Raw genomic sequence first — 22,128 nt, forward strand, 5'->3', positions numbered from 1 at the left:
GCCATGCTGGCAACGCCTGGCATTTGTTGTCAGGCTTGCCGCAGTTCATTTTCGCGAGCCCGGCCCATGACCCGAATTCCTGATGCCAACGTGATCCACGGCCGCCTGCGCCTGCGCCAACTGCGGTTGATGCTGACGCTGCAGGAATTTGGTTCATTGCGCCGCGCCGCCGATCATATCGGCATGACCCAACCCGCCGCGACCAAGATGCTGCACGAGGCCGAGGATCTGCTCGGTGTCGAACTCTTCGAGCGCCTGCCGCGCGGCATGCGACCTACGCCGTTCGGCGAAACCGTCACTTACTACGCGCGCATGGTCTTCGCTGAATTGAGCGGCATGCGCGAGGAGCTGGTGGCGCTGGAATCCGGCAACCTCGGCCGGGTTGCCGTGGGTGCGATTCCGGCACTGGCCTCGGGCTTGTTGACCCGCACCATCGCCACCTTGAAACAAAGCCACCCTCGCCTGTCGATGAGCATTCAGGTCGACACCAGCGACGTGCTGGTGCAGGCGCTGTTGCAGGATCAACTGGACATCGTGCTGGGGCGGATTCCGGCCGGCGCCAGGGCCGAAGAACTGTTGTTCGACAGCCTGGGTGAGGAAGCCCTGTGCGTGATCGCCGGCGCACAACATCCTTTGTCCAAGGAAAAACAGCTGAGTTGGGCCGAGTTGCAGAACATGACCTGGGTGTTGCAACAGCATCCCAGCCCGATGCGCTCGATCATCAATCAGGTGTTTCACAACGCGCGCGTGGACATCCCCAGCAGCATCGTCGAAACCACCTCGATCATGACCTTGCTGTCCTTGGTACAGCAGACCGACATGCTCGGCGTCACCCCGGTGTCGGTGGTCGAGGACTATCCCGGACGACATCTGCTGGCGGTGTTGCCAATCAAGTTCGAAGCACGCCTGCCACCGTTCGGGCTCATCACCCGACGCCATCGCATCCAATCGTCAGCGATGCAGGCGTTCATGAACTCGGTGCGCGCGGAGCACGCGTTGGTCAAATGAGCGGCGAGAAGAATCGAGCACACTGATGAATAGACCGCGCAAATTAAACGTTCGAGAGCTTCGCGTGACGTTCGCAGCGCCCTTTTCAACGCACTGAACTTTTAGGTATTTGAGCGATTGCAGAGGGCGCCGCCCGTGTCATACTACGTCCTACAACTAGAACGACAGGATGTCTTAAAGGCCCTGGCGCACGACCAAAGGAAGGCTGTTTTTCATGAATTTTGAAAGCGAACGCGTCCGCCAAATCTCCTCGTCCCCCAGCATGGTCATCTCCATGCGTGCCAAGCAGTTGTCCAGCGAAGGTCGCGATATCGTCGACATGAGCCTGGGCGAACCCGACTTCGACACCCCTGCGCATATCATCGAGGCTGCGCATCGGGCGATGCTCGACGGGCACACTCGCTATACCGCACCGCAGGGCACCCTACCCTTGCGCAAGGCCATCGTCGCCAAGTTTCAGCGCGACAACGGCCTGACTTATAGCGTCGACGAAATCACCGTCGGCAACGGCGCCAAGCAGGTGATTTACAACACCTTCGTTGCAACCCTGGAACCCGGCGACGAAGTGGTCATACCCGCGCCCTATTGGGTGTCGTACTCCGATATCGTCACCTTGAACGGCGGTGTGGTGCGGATCATTCCCTGTGGTATCAATGCAGGCTTCAAGCTCACGCCGCAGGCCCTGCAAACTGCGTTGAACGACAAGAGTCGCTGGCTGATTCTCAACTCCCCGTCCAACCCCTGCGGGGCGATCTACTCTGAAACCGAGTTGCAGGCACTGGGCAAAGTGCTGGAGGACTTCCCCAATGTGCTGGTGATGTCCGATGAAATCTACGAGCACGTGCTGCTCGCCGACCAGCCTTTCGTGTCATTTGCCCGCGCCTGCCCGCACCTGCGCGAACGCACCCTGCTGATCAACGGCGTGGCCAAGGCCTACGCCATGACGGGCTGGCGTATCGGCTACGGCGCAGGGCCCAAAGGTCTGATCGCCGCCATCAGCAAGATCCAGTCACAAAGCACGTCTGGCGCGAGCGCCATCAGTCAGGAAGCGTCCCGCGCAGCGCTCGAAGGCCCGCAGGATTTCGTCAGCAGTTGCGCCAGGGAATACGCCCAGCGCGGCAAGCTGCTGGTAGACGGCCTGAGCCAATGCCCGGGCCTGCGCCTGAGCGCGCCGGCCGGTGCGTTCTACGCTTTCCCGGAATGCAGCCAGTTGTTCGGCCGCACCACGGCGCAGGGCCAGGTGCTCGAGGACGACGTAGCACTGTCGGCCTACCTGCTCGATCACGCCGGTGTCGCGGTCGTGCCGGGCGCGGCGTTCGGCATGCCAGGGTACTTCCGACTGTCATTTGCCACTTCACGCGAACAGATAACCAAAGCTGTCGTTGCCATTCGCGAAGCGCTTTCGGCCCTGCGCTGACGCTATCGCTTTTCGTTGTGCCAAAGCTGCCATAACAACATCGGAGATCTACATGCTCGATCAAAAGAAACAGCTGCTTGCCCTGGTTGTCGCGGTTTGCCTGGGCGCCAGCGCTGCGCAGGCTGAAGAACTGACCGGTACACTGAAAAAGATCAAGGAAGTGGGCACTGTCACGCTGGGCTACCGCGATGCGTCGCTGCCTTTCTCCTATCTCAACGACGCCCAGCAGCCTATCGGCTACAGCATCGAGCTGTGCAAGAAAATCGTCGACCAGATCAAGGTCAAGGTCGGTGAGCCCAACCTCAAGACCGAGTACGTGTCGGTCGTTGCCGCCACCCGTACCCCGCTGCTGATCAATGGCACCATCGACATGGAATGCGGCGTTACCACCAACACCGTCGAGCGCCAGAAGCAGATCGGATTCCTGCTGACCAGCTACATCGCCAGCGCCAAATACGCCGTGAAGAAAACCGCCGGCATCGACAGCGTGGCCGATCTGAAAGGCAAATCGGTGGTAGTGATCACCGGTGGCAGCGGCGAGTGGATCACCAAGAACCTGGACCGCGAAAAACAGCTGGGCTTGAAAATCCTCAACGCCAAGGACGGCGGCGAAGCCTTCCTGATGCTGGAAACCGGCCGCGCCGTGGCCTATATCAACGACGACGTGCAGCTGATGGCAACCATCGCGCAAAGCCGCAGCCCGGACGCCTACGCCTTGCTGCCTGAACCGATGTCAGCCGAACCCTATGCCATCGGCATCCGCAAGAACGACCCTCAATTCAAGACCTTCGCCGACGATGTGCTGCGCAACCTGTACAGCACCGGTGTGATCGATACGCTGTACCCGACCTGGTTCCAGCAGCCGATCCCGCCGAAAAACGCCACCATCAACTTGCCGATGAGCGATGCATTGAAGCAAGCCATCGCCAACCCGAACGACACCGGCGTCTGACCCGCCCCCTTCACGCCAGGCAGTGACGCGGCGCATATGCGCCGCGCCGCTGTGCGCCTGGCTGCATGCAGTGCTTCTCCCTGAACGTTGGTGTTGGCATGGATTACAACTGGAACTGGAGCGTGTTCTGGGATTTTGCTCCCGGAGAATCCGCCTCTTACTTGCATTGGTTGGTCACCGGCACGAGCTGGACCCTGGCGACCACCCTCCTCGCGTTCACCCTGGCGTTTCTGATTGGCGGCTTGGTGGGTACGTTGCGTACCAGTACCGTGCGCCCGCTGGTCTGGCTGGGCAACCTGTATACCGAGGTGTTTCGCAATATCCCACTGCTGGTGCAGATGTTCATCTGCTTCTTCGTGGTCCCCGAACTGCTACCCCTCTCCTGGGGTGACTACCTCAAGCAAGACCTGCCCTACCCGTCTTTCTTCAGTGCCGTCGTGGCCCTGACCCTGTTCACCTCGGCCAAGCTTTCCGAGCTGTTCAAGGCGGGCATCGAGTCGGTTGCCTACGGCCAGCGCGGCGCAGCCCTGGCCCTCGGCTTGCGGCCCACCCAGATGTACCTGAACGTGCTGCTGCCGCAGGCGATCCGCGTGGTGTTCCCACCGCTGACGTCCGAGGCACTCAACACCCTGAAGAACTCTTCGGTGGCGTTGACCATCGGCTTGATGGAGCTGACCGCGCAAGCACGCAACGTCAGCGAATACTCGTTCAATACCTTTGAAGCCTTTACCGCGGCAACGGTGATCTACGTGGCCATTTCACTGCTGATGACGTTCGTCATGGGTCGTATCGAAAGCTCCCTGGCCGTTCGCGGCGCGACGAGGTAAGTCATGTTCGATCTAGACCCCAGTGTCATCGTGCGAGCCATGCCCGCACTGTGGAACGGCCTGAAGTTCACCTTGTTGCTGACGCTGGTGGCGATGTCCGTGGGCATCGTTGTCGGCACCTTGCTGGCATTGATGCGCTTGTCGGGCAACCGCGTGATGCGCGGCTTCGCCCTGGGCTACGTCACGGTCATGCGCAGCATTCCGCTGGTGCTGGTGATCTTCTGGTTCTACTTTCTGATGCCGCTGCTGCTGCAGATGACCTTCCACACCGAACGCCCCGTGCAGATTGGCCCGGTGATGACTGCCTTCGTGACGTTCTGCATGTTCGAGGCGGCGTACTACAGCGAAATCATCCGCGGCGGCATCCAGAGTATCTCCGGCGGCCAGAAGCAGGCAGCCCAGGCCCTTGGCCTGCGCCCGTCGCAAGCGATGCTTTACGTGATCCTGCCGCAGGCACTGCGGCGCATGCTGCCGTTGCTGCTGACCCAGACCATTATCCTGTTTCAGGACACCTCGCTGGTGTATGTGCTGTCCATCGCGGACTTCACCGGCGCAGCCAGCAAATTCGCCCAGCGCGACGGACGCCTGGTGGAGTTGTACCTGTTCGTGGCCCTGGTGTACCTGGTGATCTGCTACCTGCTGTCGCGGCTCAGTAAACGCCTGAAAAAAAGCACGGAGAGAACCGCATGATCCAGATGAAAAACCTGAGCAAGTGGTACGGCGATTTCCAGGTCCTGAAAGACTGCACCACCCAGCTGTCGCGCGGTGAGGTGATGGTGGTGTGCGGGCCGTCCGGCTCGGGCAAGAGCACCCTGATCAAGTGCGTGAACGGTTTGGAGCCGGTGCAGGAAGGACAGATCTCGATTGACGGCCAACCCGTCACCGGCCGCGGTGTCGACCTGCCGAAACTGCGCGCCCGAGTGGGTATGGTCTTCCAGCATTTCGAGCTGTTCCCGCACCTGACTATCGTGGAGAACCTCAACCTGGCGCAGATCAAGGTGCTCAAGCGCGATGTCACCACCGCCACCAGCAAGAGCACGGCACTTCTGGAGCGCGTGGGCCTCAAGGCCCATGCGCACAAGTACCCCATTCAGCTGTCCGGTGGCCAACAGCAACGAGTCGCCATTGCCCGCGCCCTGGCCATGGACCCCATCGCCATGTTGTTCGATGAACCCACCTCGGCGCTGGACCCGGAAATGGTCAACGAAGTGCTGGATGTGATGGTAGAGCTGGCAGGCGAAGGCATGACCATGATGTGCGTCACCCACGAGATGGGGTTCGCCCGTAAGGTCGCCGACCGCATCGTGTTCATGGACGGCGGCGAAATCATCGAGGACGTGAAATCCGAAGAGTTCTTCAGCGCGCCCCGCTCCGATCGTGCTCGCAGCTTTCTGTCGAAGATCTTGCAGCATTGAGTGCGGGGATGGTGCGCCTGCTGGGCCGGCTCATCCACCAAGCTGGCCAGCATCACTGCGCGCGGTGGAACGGAAAGCCTCCGAACAACACCCCTCCCACCAACAGCGCCAGGCTCGCAAGCACTGCCCACTTCAGGGCAAATTTCTGGTGGTCACCGAGATCGACCTTGGCAAGCGCGACCAACAGGTAAAGCGATGGCACCAGGGGGCTCAGCAGGTGCACCGGCTGACCGACGATGGATGCCCGCGCGATTTCCAGCGTCGTGAACCCGTAAGTGGTAGCCGTTTGGGCCAGCACTGGCAGGATGCCAAAATAGAATGCGTCGTTTGACATGAAGAACGTGAAAGGCAAGCTGACCACGGCTGTGAATACCGCAAGGTACGGGCCGAAGCTGTCTGGAATGACATGCAGCAAGCTCTGCGCCATGGCATCGACCATGCCGGTGCCTGAAAGAATGCCGGTAAAAATACCTGCAGCGAAAATCACCGACGTTACGGCCAACACGTTTGCGGAGTGTGAAGCGATGCGCTCCTTCTGCTGCTGCAAATGGGGGTAGTTCAATGTCACGCCAATACCGAAAGCGACCATGAACAGTACTTGAATGGGCATGAGGCCCAGCACCAGACAGGTCAGCAATCCAATGGTCAGTATCAGGTTTGGCCAGAACATTTTCGGACGCCGATTCCTCGCGCATTCCTCTGCATCGCCGTTACCCAGCGCAAGTTCACCATTGGCAAAGTCCTCGACATCGACGATGCCAAGCCGGGCCCGTTCGCGGCGACCGATGATGACTGCGGTGAGAATCAGCACAGCGCAAGCCATCAGCATGGCTGGAATCATGGGCAGGAAAATATCCAGGGCATCTACGTGCAGCGCTGCAGCTGCCCGCGCGGTAGGGCCTCCCCACGGCGAGATGTTCATGATCCCGCTCGCAATGTTGACCACGCACGTCAACCCTAGAACACTCATGCCGAGCCGTTGGTAAAGAGGCAGGAAGGCAGCGATAGCGATCATGTAGGTGGTGGAGCTGTCACCGTCCAGGGAAACGAACAGCGTCAACACCGCTGTACCGACGACGACCTTGAGTGGATCACCCTTTACCAGCCGCAGTATGAAACGAACCAGCGGGTCGAAGAGGCCTGCATCGATCATGATGCCGAAATACAGAATGGAAAACGTCAACATCACGCCTGTCGGGGCAAGCGCCTTGATGCCATCCAACATCATTGCGCCCAGCCCTGTCCAGAAACCGCCGATCGCCGCAAATACAATAGGCACCAACAAGAGTGCAATAAGGGCAGTCATGCGCTTGGTCATGATCAAATACATGAAGCAACAAACCATCGAAAAGCCGAGAATAGCGAGCATGGCGATACCCTATATTTAATGTGAATTGCTCAGGCGCACGGCGCACCGGCATTTAGTCGCGAACTCACTAAGTTGCGACCCATTAAAATAAGATTTTCTTTCCAACGCCCATGACCGGACGACTTGCATCGTTTGATAGCAATCATTGAAACTTCCTCATTCATTGTTTTTATCATTGGAGGCTGTCGATAGCGTATTGACCGCCAAGACTCATTACTTATGCGACGAACCCGACCTCCATCAGGCTCGCACTGTTTTGTGGTTCAAACGTACGGAACAAAAATCAATGCCGAGCCAATCGACGCCCGAAGGCGATCAAGCTTGCGTTGCGGTTGTCTTTTCAACCAACTGCCCGTTCGCGGAGGACAGCAGGCCCGCCAATACGAAAGGCAGAATGCCTCCATTGGCGAAATAGGTCGCTTCTATCGCTGTATCGATACGGGCCAATAGCGTCACGTCTTGCTGGCTGCCGTTCTGGCGGGTGATCCGAAGCGTGACATCTTGAGTAGGCGTTACGCCGCTTTCCACACCGAGAAGGTCGAAGGTTTCCGTGCCATCCAGCGCGAGGGACCTCACATCGTCAGCGCCTTTGAATTGCAATGGAAGTACGCCAAGTCCAGCCAGGTTACTGCGGTGAATACGCTCGAAGCTTTTGGCAATGACAGCCCGTACGCCCAGCAAGCGTGTACCCTTCGCCGCCCAGTCTCTACTGGAGCCCGACCCGTACTCCTCGCCGGCAAAGATCAATGTTGGCGTTTGAGCAGCGATGTAGCTGCGCGACGCATCGAACAAGGTTGTCCGAATACCTGAAGGCTGAAGTAACGTGTAGGGACCTTCGTCTGCCGATCCATCTGCCTTCGTCGCAAGCATCAGGTTCTTCAGGCGAACGTTGGCAAACGTGCCACGTACCATGACCTCGAAGTGACCACGGCGAGCACCATAGGTGTTGAAGTCCTTGCGCTCTACACCGTGTTCGGCGAGCCATTTTCCAGCACTCGAATCAGGAGTGATCGAGCCGGCCGGGCTGATGTGGTCTGTGGTGATGGAGTCGCCCAGGATGGCCAGCGCACGCGCGCCAAGGATGGGACGAGCCGCTTGAGTGGTGTCGAAGAAATCGGGCTCGGCGGCGTAGGTTGATTGAGGCCAATCGTACACCTCCCCCTCGCTGGTCTTGATTGAGTTCCACAGGTCGTGATCCTTGGTCAAATCAGCATAGAGGTTCTTGTACAGTTCAGCGTTTGCAGCCTTCACGCTCAGCGCTTTGATTTCATCATTGCTTGGCCAGAGATCGGCCAGCAGTACTGGCTTCCCATCGCGATCATAGCCCAACGGTTCAGTGGTCAGGTCACAGCGCGTGGAGCCTGCCAACGCAAATGCAACCACCAAAGGTGGGCTGGCAAGGAAGTTTGCCCGCAGGTTGCCGTGAATACGGGCTTCGAAATTTCGATTGCCCGACAGCACTGCGCTGCATACCAAGTCCTCGCCAACCACCACCTTTTCCAAGGCAGGATCAAGCGGGCCGATATTGCCGACACAGGCACCGCAGCCATACGCTGCGATGTCGAAGCCAAGCTGGCTCAGGGGCTGGGTCAGGCCGGCATCCTGCAGGTACGCGGTCACGACGCGCGAACCCGGTGTGAAAAGCGTCTTCACCCACGGCTTGGCGACCAGGCCCTTCTCGACCGCTTTTTTGGCCAGCAAGCCAGCGGCGATCAAGAGCTCGGGATTCGAGGTGTTGGTGCACGAAGTGATCGCTGCGACCAGCACATGACCGTGCCCTACTTCGTAAGTCTGTTGCGGGCCAACCGCGCCGGCAGGCTGGGCAGTGACTGGGTACAACTGCTCAAGCTGGTCCTTGCTCTTGGCATAGCCACCGCTCTTGGCATCCTGAACCATGACTTCATCGAACCGACGCCCGAGGCCCGTAAGGTCAACGCGATCCTGAGGACGCTTGGGGCCAGATACGCACGGAACGATCTGGTCGAGATCAATCGTGATCACTGTCGAGTAATCAACACTGCCAACAGCAGGTGTACCGAACATGTGCTGGGCTTCGAAGTACTTGCGAATCAGCTCGATGTGCTCGGCACTACGCCCAGTCTGGCTGTAGTAGTCGAGCGTCTTGTCGTCGACCGGGAAGAAACCCGTCGTTGCGCCGTATTCGGGCGCCATGTTGGCAATCGTTGCGCGGTCGGTCGCGCTGAGGGAGCTTGCCCCCTCACCAAAGAACTCGACCAGCTTGCCTACCACCTTGGCAGCACGCAGCGTCTGAGTTATCTGCAGCACAGCATCTGTGGCGGTGACTCCAGCACGCAGACTGCCGCTGAGTTCAACCCCGACCACATCCGGCATCAACATGTACACAGGCTGTCCCAGCATGCCAGCTTCGGCCTCGATACCCCCCACGCCCCAGCCCAGCACGCCAATGCCATTGATCATCGTCGTATGGCTATCAGTGCCCACGAGCGTATCGGGATACACAAGCGAGTTCTTCTCGATGACACCTTGAGCCAGATACTCCAAATTGATCTGGTGACAGATACCGATGCCTGGAGGAATGACCTTGAATGTTTCGAACGCTTGCATGCCCCACTTCATCAGTTCATAGCGTTCACGGTTACGCTGGAATTCGACCTCCATGTTCTTGCGAAGCGCGCCGGGCACATTGGAAAACTCTGTCTGCACCGAATGATCGACAACGAGGTGAACGGGTACCAGTGGCTCAATAGCTTTGGGGTCACCACCCCGCTTTTTCGCCTGGCTGCGCATGGCAGCCAGGTCGGTCAATAACGGGATACCGGTGAAGTCCTGAAGAAGGACACGCCCCACTACAAACGGGATTTCACGCTCCCGACTGCCCTGTGGCTGCCAGCCTGCGAGATCCTCGACGTGAGACTGGAGCACCTTGCTGCCATCGCAGTTGCGCAGTACCGACTCCAACAGGATCCGAATCACTACAGGAAGACGGCACAAGTTCGGATAGGCCGTCGCCTGCAGCGCAGGCAGTGAATAATATTGGTGTTCACGGCCATCGGACGTCTTGAACGACCGCAGACTTGTTGTTGAAAGCTTGTTGGCGTCGGTCATGTGGCTCTCTCTAGGCAACTCATCAGGTACACGGTTGAAACTGGAGTCGTTCGTCCGGCAGCGTCGAGTCCATGAAAACTGGACATTGTTTATTGTCTGCCGAATGTGCAGTCAGACTAGGTCCGCCGGATTGCGCTTGTCAATCAATAAACGCAACAAAATACCCATCCCATAAAAAAGCCACCTATACGGTGGCTTTGCTAGACGGACGATAGTAGGCCAGGGTCAGATCGTGTCCGGCACCGATTGCACCTTTGCAGTGGATTGGAATACGGCGGAAACCGCCTTCTTGCGCCAAGCACCTTCGATATGCTGCCGCATGTAGCTGGCGGCGCCGAGGTTATCACCCGCTTCGATGGCATCCAGAATCTGTAGATGCTCTACAGCGAGCGCCTGGCGCGGCAGATCCAGCTGGGTCTGGCGGTATTCGGCCAAGCGGCGTACCTGGTCGAGCCGACGAAGCGTCTGGAGCGCGAATCGGTTGCCTGACCATTCGGCTATCGTTTCATGAAAGCGGGCATTGGACTCGAACCGCTCGATGGCGGTCATGGTCAGGTAGCCGCCGTCCAGAATCGCCTGCTGCTCTTCGCGCAGCAGGCGCAACTGCGCCAAATCAGGCCTGAACTTGCTATTCAAAATGCCGGCCGGCTCAATTGCCAGTCGCAGCGAGTACATGTCCTCATAGGCTTCCAGCGAGTCAATCATCGGAAGAAAACGCCAGCCGTAACCGACTTCCTTTTCAACCCAACCTTCGCTTTGTGCTCGCGAAAGCACTTTGCCAATCTCGCTTCTCGACACGTTCAGCAGGCGGGTGAGATCAGCCTCCGTTACAGAGTCAGCTACCAAACGATCAAAACGCGCGTCTGCCAAGCGCAGGTAAAGCGGATCGTCGATTTCCTGAAAATGAGCCTGCAACTCTGGTGGCAGCGTGTCGACGTCCCCATGCACGTGATAGCCCCGGTTTTTGTCGAACCGCATCAGTCCGGCGCTCACCAGACACTCCAATGCCACCTTGACGGGTGAGCGAGACGTCCCTATCAGTTTGGCTAACGTCCACTCAGGTAGATGCGTGCCCTTGGGCAAGCGCTCTCGTCGAACGTAGCTGATGATCTCGCGCAACGCCTTGCGCTGGCTTTTGGTCAGATCCTGGGTCATGTCTTATGAGCTTAATAGGCCTGGCGGAGTGGCGAATATACACGCCGCAGAGCGATTCGGGGATGAAGCGCAACTGCTGGGAAAATTTCCACTTGCGGTATTTTTGCGTTTGTTGTCGAATAAACGCATAAACCTATTACAGTTCCCTGAGGTGCTCATGCCGCAACAGTCCTTCAAAGCCGTTTACATGCGAGGCGGCACCAGCAAGGGGGTCTTCTTCCGCACGGATTGGTTGCCAGACGATCCAGGGATCCGAGATCGCATTTTACTGCGCGTGATTGGCAGCCCGGACCCTTATGGTCAACAGATCGATGGCATGGGCGGAGCGACCTCCAGTACCAGCAAAGTCGTACTCGTCGGTAAATCCAAAGAGCCTGACTGTGACGTGGACTATCGCTTTGGTCAGGTCGCGATAGATCGGCCGATGGTCGACTGGTCCGGCAACTGCGGTAACCTGACGTCTGCCGTAGGCCCCTTCGCGATCGCACAAGGTCTTGTGGACGCGCCGGCAAATGGCATCGCGGTCGTCCGAATCTGGCAAGCCAATATCAATGCGAAGATCGTTGCCTACGTCCCGATGCGTGACGGACAGGTCGTCGAAGAAGGTGACTTCGAACTGGATGGCGTGACCTTTCCGGCAGCGGAGATAAAAATCGAATTCCTCGACCCCAGTGGCGATGCCGACGAAGAAGGCGCTAGTGGCATGTTTCCTACAGGAAATGCGTTGGACACTCTCTCTGTACCGGGCGTCGGTAACGTCGAGCTCACCATGATCAATGCCGGGAACCCAGCCATTTTCGTACATGCGGATGTTCTGGGCCTAAAAGGCAACGAGCTGCAGAAAGACCTCAACAGCAATCCCGAATTGCTGGCCAAAGCCGAGGCGATCCGCGCTCACGCAGCTGTGAAAATGGGCTTGGCAGAGTCCCCCGAGCAAGCGACACAGTTACGCCCCCATACCCCGAAATTGGCTTTCGTTGCGGCACCAGAAGGTTACACGGCGTCTGATGGCAAGGTTGTCGATCCGGCAACGCTCGATCTCAATGCGCGAATTTTTTCCATGGGCAAGCTGCATCACGCGATGACTGGAACCGGCGCTGTTGCAATCGCTGTTGCGGCCGTCATTCCTGGCACGGTAATCAACCGTCTGGTGCCAGATTCCGCGGGCCGCCAGATTCGCTTCGGGCATCCGTCCGGAAGCCTGGCCGTAGGGGCAGAAGCGAGGCAGACCGAAGGCACGTGGGTAGTTTCAAAGGCGGTCATGAGCCGTTCTGCACGCCGTCTCATGGAAGGCAGTGTTCTGGTTCCCTCGGACACCTTATCGATATGAAAGCGATCAGCTCCGAGTTGCGTCAGGCCTTTGCCGTCACGGAAGAGCTACGGGTGGTGATCAACTATGGAAACCCTATTCTGGCTCATCGTCCGGTATCGGGCGATGAGCCCCGGGGAGTTTCTGTCGATATCGCTCGGCGCCTGGCTCAGGCCTTGAACCTGCGTCTGCATTTGGTAACGGTCGACACAGCAGGGTTCGCAGTCAAGGCCGTCGAGAACGGCGAGGCTGATGTTGGCTTTTTCGCCATTGATCCTGTGAGAGGTGCTCAGATCGCATTCACCTCTCCCTATGTCATCATCGAAGGCTGCTACTTGGTGCGCGAGCACTTCCCGGCATACGCACTGGGCGATATCGATGTGGCTGGCAATCGCATCGCAGTGGGTGAAGGTAGCGCGTATGACCTGTTCCTGACTCGTGAAATACAGCATGCGACGCTGGTTCGCGCCCCGTCTTCACCGGCTGTGGTCAATACCTTCATTGAGCAGAATCTAGAGATTGCTGCAGGCGTTCGCCAGCAATTGGAGGCCGACCGCAGTACGAAGCCTGGGCTCAGGCTGATAGAAGAGCCTTTCATGCAGATCCGGCAAGCCATGGGCGTGCCCAAGGCGCGAGGGCAGCAAGCATCCATTTGGCTCGACGATTTCATCAGGGGCCTGATTGCCGAAGGCTTTATCCATCAGGCACTTTCACGTCATTCCATTACTGGCGTCACTGTTCCCTGACAAAGCAAGCCGCTGTGTTCCACAGCGCCGTAGCTCTGCATCGCCATAACGGCAATCGGTAGCCCATAATCAACCCGGCGCTTGTAATGGAGCTGGCAGGCTCCACTGGGCAGGGCTGACTGGCTGCGACAGGCGTTTCTCTCTACTCCCCCCAAGAGGTTCAAACCCAATGGCCAAGGCCGCAGATGTCGTCGTGCAATGTCTGGAGAACGAAGGCGTTGAATACGTTTTCGGTATTCCCGGCGAAGAAAACCTGGACCTCCTCGAGTCCCTGCGCAAATCACCCATCAAGTTGATATTGACCCGCCACGAACAGTCTGCCGGTTTCATGGCGGCGACCTATGGCCGCCTGACAGGCAAGACCGGGGTTAGCCTCTCTACCCTTGGACCAGGTGCAACCAACCTCGTGACCGCCGGCGCCTACGCTTATCTGGGCGGCATGCCAATGCTCATGATCACAGGCCAAAAGCCGATCAAGAAGTCCAAGCAAGGTCGGTTCCAGATAATCGATGTCTGCCAAATGATGAGCCCTATCACCAAATACACTCACCAATTTGCCTCGGCGGACAACGTTCCGGCGCGCATGCGTGAGGCTTTCCGCCTTGCCGAAGAAGAGAAGCCTGGTGCCGTGCATCTGGAACTGCCGGAAGACATCGCGGCTGAGCAGACCGACAGCCTGCCTATCCCGCCGAGCCTCGCACGTCGCCCACTGGCCGAGCACAAGGCCGTCGAAGCTGCAGTCGCGAAGCTCAATACCGCGCGCAGCCCGATCCTGGTGATAGGCGCCGGCGCGAATCGCAAAATGACCGCCAAGGTTCTCAAGCAGCTGATCGACCAGACGGGTATTCCGTTCATCACCACGCAAATGGGCAAAGGCGTTGTCGACGAGCGTCACCCACGTTTCCTCGGCAATGCTGCACTGTCGTCCGGCGACTTCGTGCACCGCGCCGTCGAGGCTGCCGACCTGATCATCAACATCGGCCACGACGTCATCGAGAAGCCGCCGTTCTTCATGGTCCGAGGCGGCACCGAAGTGATTCACATCAACTTCCGCTCCGCCGAAGTCGACGCTGTGTACTTCCCGCAGATCGAAGTCATTGGCGATATCGCCAATGCCGTCTGGCAGATCGGCGAAGCCCTGACCGACGTCAGCCACTGGGACTTCACCCGCCTGCTGGCCATACGCGAAGCCAATGAAGCGCAGATCGTCGAGGGTGCCGACGACGACCGTTTCCCGGTCTACCCACAACGTCTGGTGGCAGACGTTCGTCGCGCCCTGCCCTCCGAAGGCATCGTTGCGCTCGATAACGGGATCTACAAGATCTGGTTCGCGCGCAACTACAAGGCGCACAAGCCCAACACTGTTCTGCTCGACAACGCCTTGGCGACCATGGGAGCGGGCCTGCCCTCGGCCATGGCTGCACACTTGGTACACCCGGACCGTTCGGTGGTCTCGGTATGTGGTGATGGTGGCTTCATGATGAACAGCCAGGAGCTGGAAACCGCAGTCCGTCTGGGCATGCACATCACTGTGGTGATCCTGCGTGACGATGGTTACGGCATGATCCGCTGGAAGCAGGCCAACATGGGCTTCGCCGACTATGGCCTGGACTACGGCAACCCGGACTTCGTCAAATATGCCGAGGCTTACGGGGCCAATGGTCATCGTGTGGAAAGCGCCGCAGGTTTTCTGCCGCTTCTGGAGCACTGCATCAAGACCCCAGGCGTGCACGTGATCGATTGCCCCATCGACTACAGCGATAACGACCGTATCCTGAACTACGAGCTGCGTGAGCGCGCTCTGGCGGTTTAGACGTTAGCGGTTCATCCGCGGGAGCATCAAAAAGCTCGTGGGTGAATACCACTGCCACGCAGCAAAAAGCCCGGGTAGCTGAGCACAGCACCCGGGCTTTTTTTGCGCATGCTTTTTATCTAGAGGCTTGGGCAAGCTTCTGGGACTTTGCGTTCTGGCTACCGATGTAGAACATCGAGAATCTGAGGCATCCAGAGCGACACGGTATTGCTGGTGGCCGAGATGCTCATATAGATCACGGCGAGCAGCAGCACCCACTTGTTGCTCATGGCTGCCCAAATCTTGCTCGCACCGTGTTTGTGTGGCTTGTTGTTCTCGCTTTGCTCGCGCTCTTTTTGCTCATCTTCAAGACGGCCTGACAGCCAGTTTTTTTCGTCATCGGTGAGCCGGCGAGCTTCAGACGGTTTGCTGGGGAGAAAAAACAGCGTGGCAATACCCATGATCACAGCAGGCAGCGCTTCGAGCATGAGTAACCACTGCCACCCACGGTAGTCCCAGATGCCATCCATTTTCAGCAACAGAACCGACAGCGGCGATCCGATGAAATTGGACAGCGGTACTGCGACCATGAACACGGCTACGATTCGTGCCATGTACGCTTTGGGGAACCAGGTAGTGAGGTAAAGCAGGACGCCTGGAAAGAAACCCGCTTCAGCGGCACCGAGCAGGATGCGCGAAATACCATACTGAAGGAACGGTACGCATGGCGGAGACCGCATCAATTCAATAAGACCTTAGCGTCTTGCGCTGCTGAGGGAAGACGCAACACAGTGTCCGGGATCAATGGCCCCCACCGGTGGATGTGTAGCACCACCCTCGGCAAAGTGACCAGCGGAGCCAACCGCTTTCCCGTGGCTGATATACACTACTGATATCAACCACGGGAGATTACCCAATGAGCCGGATTCTTGCCGACCTCACCCCCAAGCAACTTGAAGACCTTAACCAACTGGCATCGGCCTTGGACACGTCGCGCGCAGCCCTGATCCGGGAAGCGGTGGCCACCTTCGTTGCGGTCAAGAATGAGGAGTTGAAGCACCCCGCCCCGGACGTTTTCGGGCTGTGGAGGGATCGCGCCGTGGACGGCCTGGCTTATGAGCAGGAGCTGCGCAACGAATGGTGAGGTCTCTGTTTGATACCAATATTCTGATCGACCACCTATCTGGTAGACCCTTGGCCGAGCAGGTTATCCACGCTGCACACAGACCCATGATCAGCTTGATCACGTACATGGAGGTTTTAGGGGGTGCAGGTGATGCCAAGGAGGCCGACACCCTGCGCCATTGGATGGGACAGCAATTCGAAGTGGTACCGGTGTCGCTCGATATCGCCCATGAGGCTGTCTTGCTGCGCCAGCAGCGCCGCATCGAATTGCCCGACGCGATCATTTGGGCAAGCTCGCGCCTGGCAGGCGCCGTTTTGGTGACACGCAACACCAAGGATTTCCCCGAGACCGAGCTGGACGTGCGTGTGCCGTACCACCTGTAAGCGTCTTGGGAATGCAGCCCCGTGCAGACCCTCGCCGCGATCAGGTCATCACCTGCATGTTCTGACGCCTATCCGTCCACCTTACCTGAAAACAGTCTGTTACTGGTGATAACGTATTTTATCACCAGTAATTGGTCGAAGGCTCTGCTCATGCGCCTAACGTCATGAATAAAGGTTTTCCTTAACGTGAGAGATCAGAAATGAATGCGTCTATTCCCTAATTGAGTCGGATGACCCACCGACGCCATGCTGACTCCACCAACCCGAGTGACCAGGCTGTATCAATGTGACTGTAGCCTTGGTCGAGCACCAGGCTGGCGGCCTCACGTTTGAATTCGAAGGTAAAGGTACGTCATTGCATGGTTATCGGACACCTCTCAATGGCGAGTATTCTCGCCTAGATGGGTGTTCGGTTTTATCAAACCACTACAGTCAAAGGCCCGGCAATAGATAAAGATGCGCTGATGAAGAGTTGAATCGAAATGTTATAATTTCCTGATATTCGGCTGAGAAGTAGAATTCCCGTGCGATCGCTAACGAAGGGAATTCCAAGAAGATGACGCGAGGAACTTGGCGACCGCCTTCGATCACTTCAACATCGTTAGTCCCCACCAAAAAAACTGCACCAAATCTTTCCAAAACCGGAGACACTCTGGACATATACTCGTTATAAAATAGCTCCGGGTCAGTCACGGTCAATTCAGCATAAAGGTAACCTTTCTTTTGCATCGTGTGCTCCTACAACTAATCAAAAAAACACATATTTTCACAAACATTAATGAAACGTCCCCAAGTGAAGGCAGTTCCTCCACTTGAGGCTTAAAGCGCTTTAAAAAGTCGCTTTCGGCAGATGTTCAGGCGGATCACAGGCTACAGTGGTCATCTTCGCTGGAATCGACATTTCAAAGAGCTCTAGATCAGATGAAATTGCAGTCTCATTGTGCTTAAGCCCTGGCGGAATGAAAAGTGATTGGCCAGTCTCAACGCGAACGACCCTTCCGTCTTCGAACTGAAGCTCAATCCATCCGCGAAGCGCATAAATGAAATGCACATCACATATATGGTAGTGCCACCCTGTTTGCTCCATCACATCGGTAGCACAGGTCACCTGCGCGCGGGCGATACCATCAGTGGCGTCAGTTAGCCCCAGATCACGGTATTTAAAAAAGGAACGACGCCCTGGAACAAATGGCGCATTCTCGGGAGTGGCGTAGGTCAGCTTGTCCAACAGTGCCACAACCGACTCAGGAATTTCATGCTCATGCGATAATTCTTGTACTGATTTCATAGTTTTATTCCTTTTCAGATATAATCAAAATTCTACTTGTGTGTATTGCAGCCGGCCACTTCAAGAGCGTCGCGGTTGTAAACCTCAAGAATGCAAGCGACCGGTTTCAAACCAGCCCCGTCATGTAATAAGCCCCAATAACAAACAGGACTGCTAATGATTTGATCACTGTGATGCCGAATATTTCGCGATAAGACTGCCTATGCGTAAGGCCCGTAACTGCAAGAAGTGTAATGACTGCGCCGTTATGGGGCAGAGTGTCCATACCACCGCTCGCCATAGATACAATTCGATGCATAACCTCTAATGGAATTGCTGCAGCATTGGCAGCTGTAGCTAGTTGATCACCCATCGCAGCAAGAGCAATGCTGAGCCCGCCCGAAGCCGATCCTGTGATCCCAGCGAGTGTGCTGACGGATACAGCGGCTTTTATCAATGGATCTGGCAGGTATTGCAACGCGCTGCTTACTACCAAAAACCCAGGAAGAATGGAAATTACACTTCCAAAGCCATATTCAGAAGCGGTATTCATTGCAGCTAGAGAAGCGCCTGATACCGCTTGCTTAGTACTAGATGCGAACCGCTCTTTTACTTCCCGAAATGCACAAATCGTTACGAAAAGGATTCCACAAACCAGCGCCCCTTGTACTGCCCAAATCGCCGCTGTACCGGAGGTTTTTCCAGTGATGGCAGATGCCACGCCGGGAAACACATCTTGGCCTACGTTATATGAAGCACCGAACCAGATCGGGATGTAGTGCGTCAGCAGATAATTCACTACACCGACCAGCACTAGCGCTGCTAGGGCAAACAGGGGATTCGGCAATCGCAAGGTATTGGGGCTTTCTGGTTCATTGACGCTGTCGACACCGTAGCCTTCACCTGACGCCATTGCAGCTTTGCGTCGCCGTTCTAGATACCATAACCCGACGATCAAAATGAAAACCGATCCCACGGTCCCCAACAAAGGAGCTGCCCAAGATGTAGTATTGAAAAACGTAGTTGGAATTATATTTTGAATCTGTGGTGTGCCAGGTAAGGCATCCATTGTGAAAGAGAACGACCCAAGCGCCAACGCCCCTGGCATCAGACGCTTTGGTATATTACTCTGGCGGTAAAGTTCGGCCGCAAATGGATAAACTGCAAACACAACCACAAATACGGATACACCTCCGTATGTCAGCAAGGCACATGCGATCACAATGATAAGATTAGCTTTTGATTTTCCGAAGTTGCTTACTACTGCAGCAACGATCGCCGCCGAGAACCCAGAAACCTCAATAACCTTCCCAAACACCGCACCAAGCAAAAACACCGGAAGATAGAGCTTCAGAAAAGTCCCCATTTTTTCCATGAAAACTCCGGTAAATACCGGTGCAACCGATGAAGGGTCTATCAGAAGCACTGCCCCCATTGCTGCAATGGGGGCAATGAATATTACACTGTACCCCCTATAGGCCATAACCATCAGGAACGCTAACGCTGCCAAGGCAATTAAAACGGACATAAATTATCTCATTGTTATTTTATTGTCTGACGCCTAAATCCACTGAGTTAGCCGTCGTACCTGTTGATCATGGCTAAAAAGCATTCAGCTAAGTTTCCCTGTTTTCGCGACGCCGCTTGCTAGATATCCTCCATCCACTGGTAGCAGAACACCATTGATGTAGGCAGCCTCATCCGAAGCTAGGAAGACGACGGCGGCAGTCATGTCTTCAAGCAGCCCGAGCCTGCGTGCAGGAATCATCGATGTGTATGCATCGATGGTATCTGGGTTATAGCTTGCCGCTGTCATCGGAGTTACAACCGGACCGGGGGCTATTGCATTGGCTGTAACCCCAAAGCTCCCAAGCTCCATCGCAATCTGACGAGTAAGACCAACCAATGCCGCTTTGGAGGTGCCATATGCCGCACGGCCTATTCCAGCGCGTTCCGCGCTCACCGAGGCTACGTTGATAATTCGACCGTTCCTAGCTACTACCATGCTTTTTGCTGCGCGCTGGGAGCACAAGAACGATCCTGTTACGTTTATCGCCATAACCTTAGCGAAAAGATCCGCAGGGTAATCGATGAATGAGTGAACACCCATGATACCGGCGCTATTAACCAAGATTTCAGTACTGCCGCCATACCATTGTTCAGCATCCACGAATGCACCTTCTACAGATTCGAAATTTGTTACATCCACTCTCACAGCCCTAGCATGCCCACCCTTTTCGTTAATCTCGCAGGCCACCTTGGTCGCATTTTCAAAATTAATATCAGCGACTGCCACTTTTGCGCCCTTGGCAGCAAGTTCAATAGCAACCGCTTCTCCGATGCCAGAACCTCCACCAGATACGAAGGCTGTTTTGTTGTTGAAACGATTCATACGTTCTCCTACCCTTCACGAAGTTTACTAAAGCACGCTGACTATCTGGTCGTTCACCTCTCAAAACCTCACGCAGTGGCGAGCTATTTTGAGAGACAGAAACTCTGAGAAGCATGCCCCTGAGACATGCATTCACCATTCATTCTTTATCGATCGCAAAACCTTGGCTGTCGTCCACATGAGATACAGCAAAATGCGATCCCACTCCAACATTGTTATGCTCCCTCCCCCCTGAACTAGCCCCCACAAAATCTTCTTTTTTAAGCGCAATTAGCGCTAAAAGGGAAATGACTCCGGTACCAACATAGAAATACCATGGAGATGTGATATCGGCGGTTTGCTGAATCAGCCAGGTAGATATGAGCGGAGCACTGCCTCCAAATACTGCTACCGGGATATTGTAAGCCACAGCAATACCCGTAGAGCGTACGCGTGTAGGCAGTAGCTCACTCATTGTAGCGTATGTCGATGACGCATACAGTCCGAACAGTATCGCAACCGCAACTAGTGCAGGTAGAAAGCTTGATGGGGTGGCGTTAGGAGCAGATTTAAAAACCAGAACATCGCTAAAGTTGCCAGTACCCCAATGACCATCAAGAATGGTTTGCGCCCGTATTTATCTGTAAACATACCACCGAAAGGCATTACGAAGGCTGACAGCGCGCTGGCAACAAAAACGTACAGTAGTGTAGTGCCGCTATCAAATTTCAGGTTGCGTGACATATATGTCGAAGCGAATGTAAGCACCAAGTAGAAAATAGAGCTATGAAGACTGATAATACAAAAGATCAATGTTATAGACCGTTTAAACTGCCACACTTCTTTCAGTGGGGCCTTTGAAGTCTCACCAGCCTTTTGAAGTGCTATGAATTCCGGGCTATCTTCAAGCTTCAGACGAATATACATGGAAACAAGCCCCATCGGCCCAGCCAGCATGAACGGGATTCGCCATGCCCAATCCCGCATGATTTCAGAGCCAAGCCACCAGGTCATTCCATTCGCCACTACACCGCCAAGCACAAGTCCCAGTACTGCGGTCACCATCAACCAACTGGTGGAAAAACCCCGTCTCCCCGGTCCTGCGTATTCCGAAATAAAACTGGTGATAGTGCCTATCTCACCTCCTGCTGAGAAACCCTGGACGCAGCGGACGAAAATTAAAAGTATGGGAGCTGCTATTCCAATTGTGCTGTAGGTCGGTAACAAGCCCATCAAGAACGTTGAACCTGACATCAAAATCAATACCGTAATTAGCGTACGGCGCCTACCGATCCTGTCGGCCAACGGCCCGAAGAACAGCCCTCCTAGTGGACGAACAAAGAAGCTCAGCGCGAATGCCGCAAAGCTCGCAAGTAGGCTCGTAGTCGGATTATCAGAAACGAAGAATGCCTGTCCTATATATATTGCGAGAAAACCATACACGCCATAGTCATACCACTCGATCAAGTGGCCAGTAGTAGCACCAAAAAAAGCGCGTTTTCGCTGCCAAGCTTGTACCCGGTTTTTAGCAGACATATTCAATATCCTATTTTATTTTTATCGGTATTGATCGCTTGGAACGGATCATCCTACTTCACATTTGATTTTGGTCGTGCTGTCCAAATACACCGTGCTCAACTGCACTTCCGCCACGTCAACTTTGACTCCTCAGAAAATGGGTCAGTTAACCCTTAACCCTTCAGTCACTTGCACGCTGCATCAGAACCAACAGCGACTGCTAAATGAGCTCCCCATGCATCTGCCGACGTACTCGTCACTACCTATCTGCGAAGGCCTTTTACTCAACCTTGATCACCTGCGCCCTCACAGCCTCTGATGGATGGTTTCAAGAGGTGCTGTGGCGTCGCCCGTGCTGATTAGAGCCATTCTCAGACCTCTTCGTT

At 55.9% G+C, this 22,128-nt stretch carries 19 protein-coding genes and 2 pseudogenes; 11 read left to right on the forward strand and 10 right to left on the reverse strand.

Annotated elements, in window-relative coordinates; genetic code table 11:
• Positions 1-66 precede the first annotated feature (66 nt).
• The 6 genes from ONG87_RS14435 to ONG87_RS14460 all read left to right on the forward strand — a co-directional run bounded on the left by ONG87_RS14435 (position 67) and on the right by ONG87_RS14460 (position 5,619).
• On the forward strand, positions 67-1,008 hold the full coding sequence (locus ONG87_RS14435) for a LysR family transcriptional regulator (RefSeq protein WP_122476272.1): 942 nt from the start codon (positions 67-69) through the stop codon (positions 1,006-1,008).
• A 214-nt stretch (positions 1,009-1,222) separates the two neighbouring features.
• Positions 1,223-2,425, forward strand: coding sequence for a pyridoxal phosphate-dependent aminotransferase (locus ONG87_RS14440; RefSeq protein ID WP_264381511.1), 1,203 nt, complete (start codon positions 1,223-1,225; stop codon positions 2,423-2,425).
• A gap of 52 nt (positions 2,426-2,477) precedes the next feature.
• Positions 2,478-3,377, forward strand: a complete 900-nt coding sequence (locus ONG87_RS14445) for a transporter substrate-binding domain-containing protein (RefSeq protein ID WP_122476276.1) — start codon at positions 2,478-2,480, stop codon at positions 3,375-3,377.
• A 98-nt stretch (positions 3,378-3,475) separates the two neighbouring features.
• On the forward strand, positions 3,476-4,204 hold the full coding sequence (locus ONG87_RS14450) for an amino acid ABC transporter permease (protein WP_122794977.1): 729 nt from the start codon (positions 3,476-3,478) through the stop codon (positions 4,202-4,204).
• Positions 4,205-4,207: 3 nt separating this feature from the next.
• On the forward strand, positions 4,208-4,894 hold the full coding sequence (locus tag ONG87_RS14455; RefSeq protein WP_264381512.1) for an amino acid ABC transporter permease: 687 nt from the start codon (positions 4,208-4,210) through the stop codon (positions 4,892-4,894).
• A complete protein-coding gene (locus ONG87_RS14460) occupies positions 4,891-5,619 on the forward strand; it encodes an amino acid ABC transporter ATP-binding protein (RefSeq protein WP_122476282.1) in 729 nt (242 codons plus the stop codon). The genes ONG87_RS14455 and ONG87_RS14460 overlap by 4 nt, the downstream gene beginning before the upstream one ends.
• A 52-nt stretch (positions 5,620-5,671) precedes the next feature.
• Here the strand turns inward: ONG87_RS14460 and ONG87_RS14465 are convergent, their stop codons facing one another.
• The 3 genes from ONG87_RS14465 to ONG87_RS14475 all read right to left on the reverse strand — a co-directional run bounded on the left by ONG87_RS14465 (position 5,672) and on the right by ONG87_RS14475 (position 11,230).
• The gene (locus ONG87_RS14465) at positions 5,672-6,988 is read right to left on the reverse strand and encodes a CitMHS family transporter (RefSeq protein ID WP_264381513.1); all 1,317 of its coding nucleotides are present in this window, start codon (positions 6,986-6,988) and stop codon (positions 5,672-5,674) included.
• Positions 6,989-7,303: 315 nt separating this feature from the next.
• Complete coding sequence (gene acnA, locus ONG87_RS14470) at positions 7,304-10,075, reverse strand: aconitate hydratase AcnA (RefSeq protein WP_264381514.1); 2,772 nt, start codon at positions 10,073-10,075, stop codon at positions 7,304-7,306.
• Between the two features lie 225 nt (positions 10,076-10,300).
• Positions 10,301-11,230, reverse strand: a complete 930-nt coding sequence (locus ONG87_RS14475; RefSeq protein ID WP_264381515.1) for a GntR family transcriptional regulator — start codon at positions 11,228-11,230, stop codon at positions 10,301-10,303.
• A gap of 157 nt (positions 11,231-11,387) precedes the next feature.
• Here ONG87_RS14475 and prpF point away from each other — a divergent pair, with 157 nt between their 5' ends.
• From prpF to ONG87_RS14490, 3 genes are all read left to right on the forward strand, one after another.
• Positions 11,388-12,560: a 2-methylaconitate cis-trans isomerase PrpF gene (gene prpF, locus ONG87_RS14480; RefSeq protein ID WP_264382864.1), complete on the forward strand. Its 1,173-nt coding sequence runs from the start codon at positions 11,388-11,390 to the stop codon at positions 12,558-12,560.
• Entirely contained in the window at positions 12,557-13,285 is a 729-nt protein-coding gene (locus tag ONG87_RS14485) for a transporter substrate-binding domain-containing protein (RefSeq protein WP_264381516.1), read from the forward strand. Before prpF ends, ONG87_RS14485 begins: the two co-directional genes overlap by 4 nt.
• 169 nt (positions 13,286-13,454) lie before the next feature.
• Positions 13,455-15,098, forward strand: coding sequence for an acetolactate synthase large subunit (locus ONG87_RS14490; RefSeq protein ID WP_122801094.1), 1,644 nt, complete (start codon positions 13,455-13,457; stop codon positions 15,096-15,098).
• 158 nt (positions 15,099-15,256) lie between these two features.
• Here the strand turns inward: ONG87_RS14490 and ONG87_RS14495 are convergent, their stop codons facing one another.
• On the reverse strand, positions 15,257-15,817 hold the full coding sequence (locus ONG87_RS14495; RefSeq protein ID WP_264382865.1) for an MFS transporter: 561 nt from the start codon (positions 15,815-15,817) through the stop codon (positions 15,257-15,259).
• A 176-nt stretch (positions 15,818-15,993) separates the two neighbouring features.
• Between ONG87_RS14495 and ONG87_RS14500 the strand changes: the two genes are divergently transcribed.
• Together ONG87_RS14500 and ONG87_RS14505 are read left to right on the forward strand one after the other, a co-directional pair.
• On the forward strand, positions 15,994-16,221 hold the full coding sequence (locus ONG87_RS14500) for a ribbon-helix-helix protein, CopG family (protein ID WP_192138019.1): 228 nt from the start codon (positions 15,994-15,996) through the stop codon (positions 16,219-16,221).
• Positions 16,215-16,586 carry a type II toxin-antitoxin system VapC family toxin gene (locus ONG87_RS14505; protein WP_264381517.1) on the forward strand — a complete coding sequence of 124 codons (372 nt, stop codon included), beginning with the start codon at positions 16,215-16,217 and terminating at the stop codon, positions 16,584-16,586. The genes ONG87_RS14500 and ONG87_RS14505 overlap by 7 nt, the downstream gene beginning before the upstream one ends.
• A gap of 223 nt (positions 16,587-16,809) precedes the next feature.
• Here ONG87_RS14505 and ONG87_RS14510 read toward each other — a convergent pair.
• The 6 genes and pseudogenes from ONG87_RS14510 to ONG87_RS14535 all read right to left on the reverse strand — a co-directional run.
• A pseudogene (locus tag ONG87_RS14510) lies at positions 16,810-16,953 on the reverse strand (transposase); the annotation flags it as partial.
• Between the two features lie 65 nt (positions 16,954-17,018).
• A complete protein-coding gene (locus ONG87_RS14515) occupies positions 17,019-17,315 on the reverse strand; it encodes a DUF1330 domain-containing protein (protein ID WP_264381518.1) in 297 nt (98 codons plus the stop codon).
• A gap of 100 nt (positions 17,316-17,415) precedes the next feature.
• Entirely contained in the window at positions 17,416-17,874 is a 459-nt protein-coding gene (locus tag ONG87_RS14520; protein WP_264381519.1) for a cupin domain-containing protein, read from the reverse strand.
• 106 nt (positions 17,875-17,980) lie between these two features.
• A complete protein-coding gene (locus ONG87_RS14525; protein WP_264381520.1) occupies positions 17,981-19,381 on the reverse strand; it encodes a GntP family permease in 1,401 nt (466 codons plus the stop codon).
• An 84-nt stretch (positions 19,382-19,465) separates the two neighbouring features.
• Positions 19,466-20,245, reverse strand: coding sequence for an SDR family NAD(P)-dependent oxidoreductase (locus tag ONG87_RS14530; RefSeq protein ID WP_264381521.1), 780 nt, complete (start codon positions 20,243-20,245; stop codon positions 19,466-19,468).
• A gap of 139 nt (positions 20,246-20,384) precedes the next feature.
• Positions 20,385-21,766 (reverse strand): annotated as a pseudogene (locus tag ONG87_RS14535) (MFS transporter).
• Positions 21,767-22,128 lie beyond the last annotated feature (362 nt).

This window comes from Pseudomonas sp. MM227, from assembly GCF_947090715.1.
In the GTDB taxonomy this organism is placed as follows: domain Bacteria; phylum Pseudomonadota; class Gammaproteobacteria; order Pseudomonadales; family Pseudomonadaceae; genus Aquipseudomonas; species Aquipseudomonas baltica.